At 72.9% G+C, this 7050-nt stretch carries 7 protein-coding genes; 4 read left to right on the top strand and 3 right to left on the bottom strand.

Features of this window, described 5'->3' with window-relative positions; genetic code table 11:
- A partial coding sequence (locus ACFU99_RS26805) for an urease accessory protein UreD (RefSeq protein ID WP_384396482.1) occupies nucleotides 1–665 on the top strand: 665 nt, incomplete at its 5' end.
- Between the two features lie 114 nt (nucleotides 666–779).
- Nucleotides 780–2378: an alpha/beta hydrolase gene (locus tag ACFU99_RS26810; protein WP_384396484.1), complete on the top strand. Its 1599-nt coding sequence runs from the start codon at nucleotides 780–782 to the stop codon at nucleotides 2376–2378.
- Between the two features lie 90 nt (nucleotides 2379–2468).
- Here the strand turns inward: ACFU99_RS26810 and ACFU99_RS26815 are convergent, their stop codons facing one another.
- Entirely contained in the window at nucleotides 2469–3338 is an 870-nt protein-coding gene (locus ACFU99_RS26815; protein WP_384396487.1) for an SDR family NAD(P)-dependent oxidoreductase, read from the bottom strand.
- A gap of 5 nt (nucleotides 3339–3343) precedes the next feature.
- The gene (locus ACFU99_RS26820) at nucleotides 3344–3802 is read right to left on the bottom strand and encodes a MarR family winged helix-turn-helix transcriptional regulator (RefSeq protein ID WP_384396490.1); all 459 of its coding nucleotides are present in this window, start codon (nucleotides 3800–3802) and stop codon (nucleotides 3344–3346) included.
- Between the two features lie 117 nt (nucleotides 3803–3919).
- Between ACFU99_RS26820 and ACFU99_RS26825 the strand changes: the two genes are divergently transcribed.
- Entirely contained in the window at nucleotides 3920–5095 is a 1176-nt protein-coding gene (locus tag ACFU99_RS26825; protein ID WP_384396493.1) for an NAD(P)/FAD-dependent oxidoreductase, read from the top strand.
- Between the two features lie 12 nt (nucleotides 5096–5107).
- Here the strand turns inward: ACFU99_RS26825 and ACFU99_RS26830 are convergent, their stop codons facing one another.
- On the bottom strand, nucleotides 5108–5683 hold the full coding sequence (locus ACFU99_RS26830) for a helix-turn-helix domain-containing protein (RefSeq protein WP_384396495.1): 576 nt from the start codon (nucleotides 5681–5683) through the stop codon (nucleotides 5108–5110).
- A gap of 195 nt (nucleotides 5684–5878) precedes the next feature.
- On the opposite strand from ACFU99_RS26830, the gene ACFU99_RS26835 reads away from it, so the two are divergent.
- Nucleotides 5879–6976 (top strand): alkene reductase, encoded by a 1098-nt coding sequence (locus tag ACFU99_RS26835; protein ID WP_384396497.1) that lies wholly within the window; start codon nucleotides 5879–5881, stop codon nucleotides 6974–6976.
- Nucleotides 6977–7050: the final 74 nt, after the last annotated feature.

Consider the following 7050-nt stretch of genomic DNA (forward strand, 5'->3'; position numbering starts at 1 on the left):
CCTTCGCCCTCCGCCGGCTGCGGACGGCCGGCCGCGAGGCCCGCGCCTGCCTGGTGGGGGCGATGAGCGCGCCGCTCGGCGGCGACGCGCTCGCGCTCGGTGCGACCGTCGCCGACGGGGCGGCCCTGCGCTTCACGACCACCGCGGCCACCATCGCGCTGCCCGGCCGCACCGGCGCCCCCGCCGCGTACGACACCCGGCTCGACGTGGGGGAGGACGCCGTACTGCGCTGGCTCCCCGAGCCGCTGATCTCCGCGGGCGGCAGCGATCTGCGCATGACCACCCGCGTCGATCTCGCGCCCAGTGCCCGCCTCGTCTTCCGGGAGGAGCAGGTGCTCGGCCGGGCCGGCGAGGACACCGGGCGGCTCGTCACCCGGCTGACCGTGCGCCGCGCGGGCCGTCCGCTCTTCGACCAGGAGCTGGCGTACGGGCCGGGGGCGCCCGGCTGGGCGGGCGGCGCGGTCCTCGGCGGCCACCGGGCGGTCGGTCAGCTGATCGTCGTGGACCCGGCCTTCGAGGAACATCCCGTGGAACGGACGCTCCTGGGCGAAACGGCCGTGCTGACCCCCTTGGCAGGCCCTGCCGCTCTGGTCACAGCCGTCGCTCCGGACGCTCTGTGCCTGCGCCGTTACCTCGATGCGGCGGCGAATCTTATGGATTGGTAAAGAAACACCTGTGCGATCTGTCCTTCTGGGGGACGGAAGCGAAAGTATTCCCCTCGCAGCTCCGTGATCATCGCCGTCCCCGGAGGCGGCACACCCAGCAGGGGGAGTTCCTTCGTGAGACGTACAGCAATACTCGGCGCGACCGGCACCGTGGTGACCGGCGCGCTGATAGCCGGGTTCATGGCCGCGCCGACGGCCGCCGCCGACACGCGCTCGCACAACGGCGCCCGCGAGGCGTACGGCGTGCGGGTGGCCGCGGCCGCCGCGGCGAGGTCGGGCGTCACGTGGCAGGACTGCCCTGCCTCCTGGGGCCTGGCCGCGCCTGTCCAGTGCGGCTATGTGACGGTCCCCGTCGACTACGCCAAGCCCCACGGGCGCACGATCAAGATAGCCGTCGACCGCGCCCGCGCCACCGGGGACAAGAGCGAGCGCCAGGGTTCCCTCGTCTACAACCCCGGCGGCCCCGGCGGCTCCGGCATGCAGTTCCCCACCCGCGTCACGAAGAAGAACCCGCTCTGGGCGAAGTCCTCCAAGGCGTACGACTTCGTCGGCTTCGACCCGCGCGGCGTCGGCCACTCCGCCGCCATCTCCTGCGTCGACCCGCAGGAGTTCGTCAAGGCGCCCAAGGCCGACCCGGTCCCCGACAGCGAGGCCGACAAGCGCGCGCAGCGCAAGCTCGCCAAGGAGTACGCGGACGGCTGCAAGGAGCGCAGCGGCGCGATGCTCCCGTACATGACGACGCCGAACACCGCCCGCGACCTGGACGTGATCCGCGCCGCCCTCGGCGAGAAGAAGCTCAACTACCTGGGCGTCTCCTACGGCACGTACCTTGGGGCCGTCTACGGCACGCTCTTCCCGGACCACGTCCGCCGCATGATCGTGGACAGCGTCGTCAACCCGGCGCAGTCGAACATCTGGTACCAGGCCAACCTGGAACAGGACGTGGCCTTCGAGAGCCGCTTCGCCGACTGGAAGAAGTGGGTCGCCGCGCACGACTCCGTCTACCACATCGGCGACACCCCGGCGAAGGTCCAGCGCCAGTGGGAGAAGCTGCGCGCCACCGCCAAGAAGAACCCGATCGGCGGGGTCGTCGGCCCGGCCGAGCTCATCGGCTACTTCCAGAAGGCCCCGTACTACGACTCGTACTGGATCCCCGTCGCCGACGCGTGGAGCAAGTACCGCGCGGGCGACGCGAAGCCGCTCATCGCCGCCGCCGGACCCGACATGTCCGACACGGCCGGCAACATCGCGGCGGAGAACAGCAACGCCGTCTACACTGCCGTCGAGTGCGCCGACGCCAAGTGGCCGACGAGCTGGAACAAGTGGAACCGCGACAACACCCGGGTCGACAAGAAGGCTCCCTTCATGACCTGGTCCAACGCCTGGATGAACCTGCCCTGCGCCACCTGGGGCGCCCCGCAGCAGACCCCGGTGAACGTCACGTCCCACAAGGGCCTGCCGCCGGTGCTCATCGTGCAGAGCACCCGGGACGCCGCGACGCCGTTCGCGGGCGCCGTCGAGCTGCACAAGCGCTTCAAGGGCTCGCGCATGATCATCGAGAAGGGCGCGGGCTCGCACGGCGTCACCGGGCTGCTGAACCCCTGCATCAACAGCAAGGTCGACGCCTACCTGGTCGACGGCAAGACCGACCACAGGGACGTGACGTGCACCCCGCACGCCACCCCTGAGCCGAAGGCCGCCGCGGCCAAGTAACACCCGCCGAGGCGCAGTCGAACGCCGTGCCCCGCCCCTTTTGAAACGAAGAGGGCGGGGGCACGGCGCGTTCATACGACGCCGCCCGGCCTACAGCGGCTCGACGCCCAGCAGGCGCGCGGTCTTCTCATAGACCACGCGCGCCAGTTCGTCGTCCTGGGACCGGCGGGAAGGGGTGTCCGGCCGGGCGTCGCTGAAGTAGCCGCCGCTCGGCCGGGGCGCGGGCGAGGCCGTGGCGAGGTGCACGGGCGTCCGTACGCCGTCCTCCAAGGAGACGGCGAACGGCTTGAACAGCGGCGCCGTCAGCCGCAGCAGACCGCCCGCGCTGCTGTTGAGCGCGGTGCCCTTCACCATGCCCGGGTTGGCGCTGTAGACGCTCATGCCCTCGGGCAGCCGCCGGGCCAGCTCCCGGGCGGCCAGGAGGCTGACGAGTTTGCTGGTCGCGTAGACATTGATCTGGTGGTGGAACCCGCCGCCCCACGATGTGCCCGCGACGTCCGGATCGCGGGCGTCGAGCTTGCCGCGCTTCTCCACATACGTCGACAGGTTGATGATCCTGGCGTCGGAACCGAACGCGCCGGCGGCCAGGAGGGCGTGGGTGAGCAGGAACGGCGCGTGGTGGTTGAGGGCGTACGTCCGCTCGACGCCGTCCGCGGTCCGCTCCCGGCGGGCGAACGCGCCCCCGGCGTTGTTGACGAGCACGTCGACGGGGGCGACCTCGGAGGCGAGCGCCTTCGCCAGGCCGCGGATCCGCGACCACTGTTCCAGGTCGGCCGTGTACGTCCTGGGCGACGCGGCATCGCGGCCGGCGGGCGCGAGGGCGCGCAGGCTGTCGGCCGCCGCGGCGGTGCGCGCCGGGTCCCGGCCGACGAGGACGACGTCCTGTCCGGCCGCGACGAGGTGACGTGCCGTCACCAGGCCCAGCCCCGAACTGCCTCCGGTGATCACGGTGGTGGACAAGGTGCTCATCCCTCGTCGTGGTGGTCTTCGGGGGCCGCCGCCGAATGGGGTCCCTCGGCCACCTCGCGCAGCAGGGCGTGCAGCCGCAGCCTGCTGTCCCGGTCGAGGCGGGCGAACGGCGAATGCTCGGTGCTGTGCCGGATGACGCGATCGCGCAGCGCGCACCCTTCGTCGGTGAGCTGGATGACCTTCGCCCGGCGGTCGGTGGGGTGCGGCACGCGGCGGACCAGGCCGCGCTTCTCCAGCCGGTCGATCATCGAGGTGGCCGTGGAGGCGTCGCACTGGAGGCGGTCGGCGAGGCGGCGCGCGGTCATCTCGTCCCCCCGGCTCAGCCGCCACAGCACGTCGGTCTGCGTGTCCGTCAGTCCGGCCTCGCGTGCGAGGTCCCGCAGCTCGGCGTGGACCTGGGTGCGTACGGCGAAGAGGGAGTCGATCAGCTCTTCGTTCAAGCGGGCGTCGTCCATGGCCGCATAGTACATGGAAAGTCCAATCATTGGAACTTCCATGTAGATTCGGGGTGGGGTTTGCTGAACCAGCAAGAGATATTGCCCGAAGGTGAGCGGTGGCGCACGGTGTGCCGCATGAGCGATGAACGAGTATCCGGCGAATTCGACGTGATCGTCCTCGGCGGCGGCGCGGCGGGCCTCTCGGGCGCGCTGACCCTGGCGCGCGCCCGGCGGTCCGTCCTGGTCGTGGACGCGGGCGAGCCCCGCAACGCCCCGGCCGCCGCGGCCCACGGCCTGCTGTCGCGCGACGGAGTGCCCCCGCTGGAGCTGCTGCGCGCCGGACGGGAGGAAGTGGCGCGCTACGGAGGGGAGTTGCTGTCCGCGCGCGCGACGGCCGTCCGCCGCACGGAGAAGGGCTTCGCCGTCGGGACGGACGGCGGGGAGGTCTACGGAGCGCGGCGCCTGCTGGTGACGACGGGGCTGGTGGACGAGCTGCCGCCGGTCCCCGGGCTGCGCGAGCGGTGGGGGCGGGACGTCCTGCACTGCCCGTACTGCCATGGCTGGGAGGTCCGCGACGCCCCGATCGGCGTGCTGGGGACGAGCGTCGCCTCGGTCCACCAGGCGCTGCTGTTCCACCAGTGGTCGCGGAGGGTCACGCTGTTCCTGCACACCGGCCCCGAACCCGACGAGGAGCAGTGGGAGCGGCTGGCCGCCCTCGGCGTCGAGGTCGTGGCGGGGGAGGTGACCGGTCTGGACGTCACGGACGACGCCCTGACCGGCGTGCGGCTGGCCTCCGGGCCGCGCATCCCCGTGCGGGCGCTGGCCGTGGCCCCGAGGCTCGTCGCCCGCGGCGAGATCCTGTCGGGGCTGGGCGTCGGTATGGCGGAGCACCCGATGGGCGTGGGCACGTACGTACCGTCCGACCCGGGCGGCGCGACCGGCGCCCCCGGCGTGTGGGCGGCCGGCAACGTCGCCGACCCGCTGGGGAACGTCCCCTCGGCGCAGGCCGGCGGTGTGGCGGCGGCCGCGGCGATCAACGCCGACCTGGTGAACGCCGACGCGGATGAGGCGGTGGCCCGCCGCCGCGCGGCCGCGGACGCCGGGTCCGGCGGCGCGGAAGGCGACGCAGACGCCGACGCGGACACCGACGCGGACGTCAGTACAGACCTCGGTACAGACCTCAGTACGGACCCCAGCGCGGTCTTCAGCGCGGCGAACGAGGCGGCGGTCTGCGAGCGGGTGCTGGGCGACCGGCGGCACGGCGTCGACTCACTGCTGCCGACCGCACCGCCCGAACCCGAAGGGGCCTGACGGCCCCGCGGTTCAGGACGTGGCAGGGCGGGCGCGCAGATGGGCGCGCTCGCCCTGCTTGCCGAAGATGACGAGCAGTTCGACGGGCCGGTCATCGTCCGGCCCGAGCCAGTGCGGTACGTGCGTGTCGAACTCCGCCACCTCGCCGGGCGCCAGGGTCAGGGACCGCTCGCCCAGATGCAGCCGCAGCTTCCCGTCGAGCACGTAGAGCCACTCGTACCCCTCGTGCGTCTTCAGCGAGGGCTCCCCGGCGCTGGGGCGGATGACGAGCTTGTGCGCGTGCAGCCCGCCCGGCCTGCGGCTGAGCGGCACATAGGTCATGCCGTCCTGCGTCACCGGCCGCAGATGCACCCGGGGGTCGCCCGTCTGGGGAGCGCCGACGAGCTCGTCCAGCGACACGCCGTAGGCGCGGGCCAGCGGCAGGAGCAGCTCCAGATTGGGCTTGCGGCCCCCGCCTTCCAGGCGCGAGAGCGTGCTCTCGGAGATGCCGGTGGACCGCGCCACCGAGGCCAGCGTGATACCGCGCCGCGTGCGCAGTTCCCGCAGCCGGGGGCCGATGGCCGTCAGCGCCTGATCGATTCCGTCCATGCCGCCACCTTGCCGAAACGGCATGAGGCTTTGCAACTCCGCCGGAGCCGGTCGCACTCTCCGGACGACGCGAGCGGCCTCGTTCTCACCGCCCTGGTGAAGACCTCCCGGACGCCCGCCGCCTGAACCCCGGCCACCACTCCTGACACCTATCACCCCATCAGGTATCCCCCCCCATCAGAAGGAGCACCCCAAATGCCGGACCTCTTCGAGCCCGTGACCGTAGGCGAGTGGACGCTGGACAACCGCGTGGCCATGGCCCCCATGACCCGCAACCGCGCCACCCCCGACGGTGTGCCCACCGCTCTTATGGCCGCGTACTACGGGCAGCGCGCCGCCGCCGGGCTGATCATCACCGAGGGCGTGCAGCCCAGTGCGGCGGGCCAGGGGTACATGAACTCGCCCGGCCTGCACACCCCTGAGCAGATCGAGGGCTGGCGCGCCGTCGCCGACGCGGTGCACCGGGGCGGGGGCCGCGTCGTCGCGCAGCTCATGCACGCGGGGCGCGTCTCGCACCCCGACAACAAGCACCAGGCCGAGACCGTCGCCCCCAGCGCGATCGCCCTGCCGGGCGAGATGCGCACGGCCGCGGGCCGCCGCCCCCACCCGGTGCCGCGGGCCCTGCGCGCCGAGGAGATCCCCTCGGTCGTCGAGGAGTACGCCCAGGCCGCCCGCGCCGCGATCGACGCGGGCCTCGACGGCGTCGAACTGCACGGGGCCAACGGCTACCTCCCCCACCAGTTCCTCGCCCCCTCCACCAACCGGCGCACCGACGCGTACGGCGGCGGCCCGCGGGCCCGCGCGCGGTTCGTCATCGAGGTCGCCCGGGGCATGGCCGACGCCATCGGCGCCGAACGGGTCGGCATCCGCCTCTCTCCCGCCATCAACCTCCACGGGGCGCTGGAGGACGACGCGGAGGCCACCGCCGTCACCTACCGCACGCTCGTCGACGCGCTCTCGGCCATGGGCCTGGCCTACCTGCACACCATCGGCGACCCCGGCACGCCGCTGCTGAAGGACCTCGCCGACCGCTTCGCGGGCCCCCGCGTCGTCAGCAACGGCTGGGACCCCGTCACCGATCTGGCCATCGCCCGCGACCTCGTGGAGAGCGGCCGGGCGGATCTCGTCGCCGTCGGGCGGGCGTTCATCGCCAACCCCGACCTCATCCGCCGCTGGCGGACCGGGGCGGCGCTCAACGAGCCGGACTGCACCGCCTTCTACGGCGGCGACCACCGCGGCTACACCGACTACCCGACGCTGGCCGAGGCCGAGGCCGCGGCCGGATCCGCGTGAGCGGCCCGGGCCAGATGCTCTGCTGGAGTCGTACGGGACGCTCGGCGTCCGGTACGTCGTCACCAGCCGCGAGG

Origin of the sequence: Streptomyces sp. NPDC057654 (assembly GCF_042800135.1) — a bacterium.
Lineage (GTDB): Bacteria > Actinomycetota > Actinomycetes > Streptomycetales > Streptomycetaceae > Streptomyces.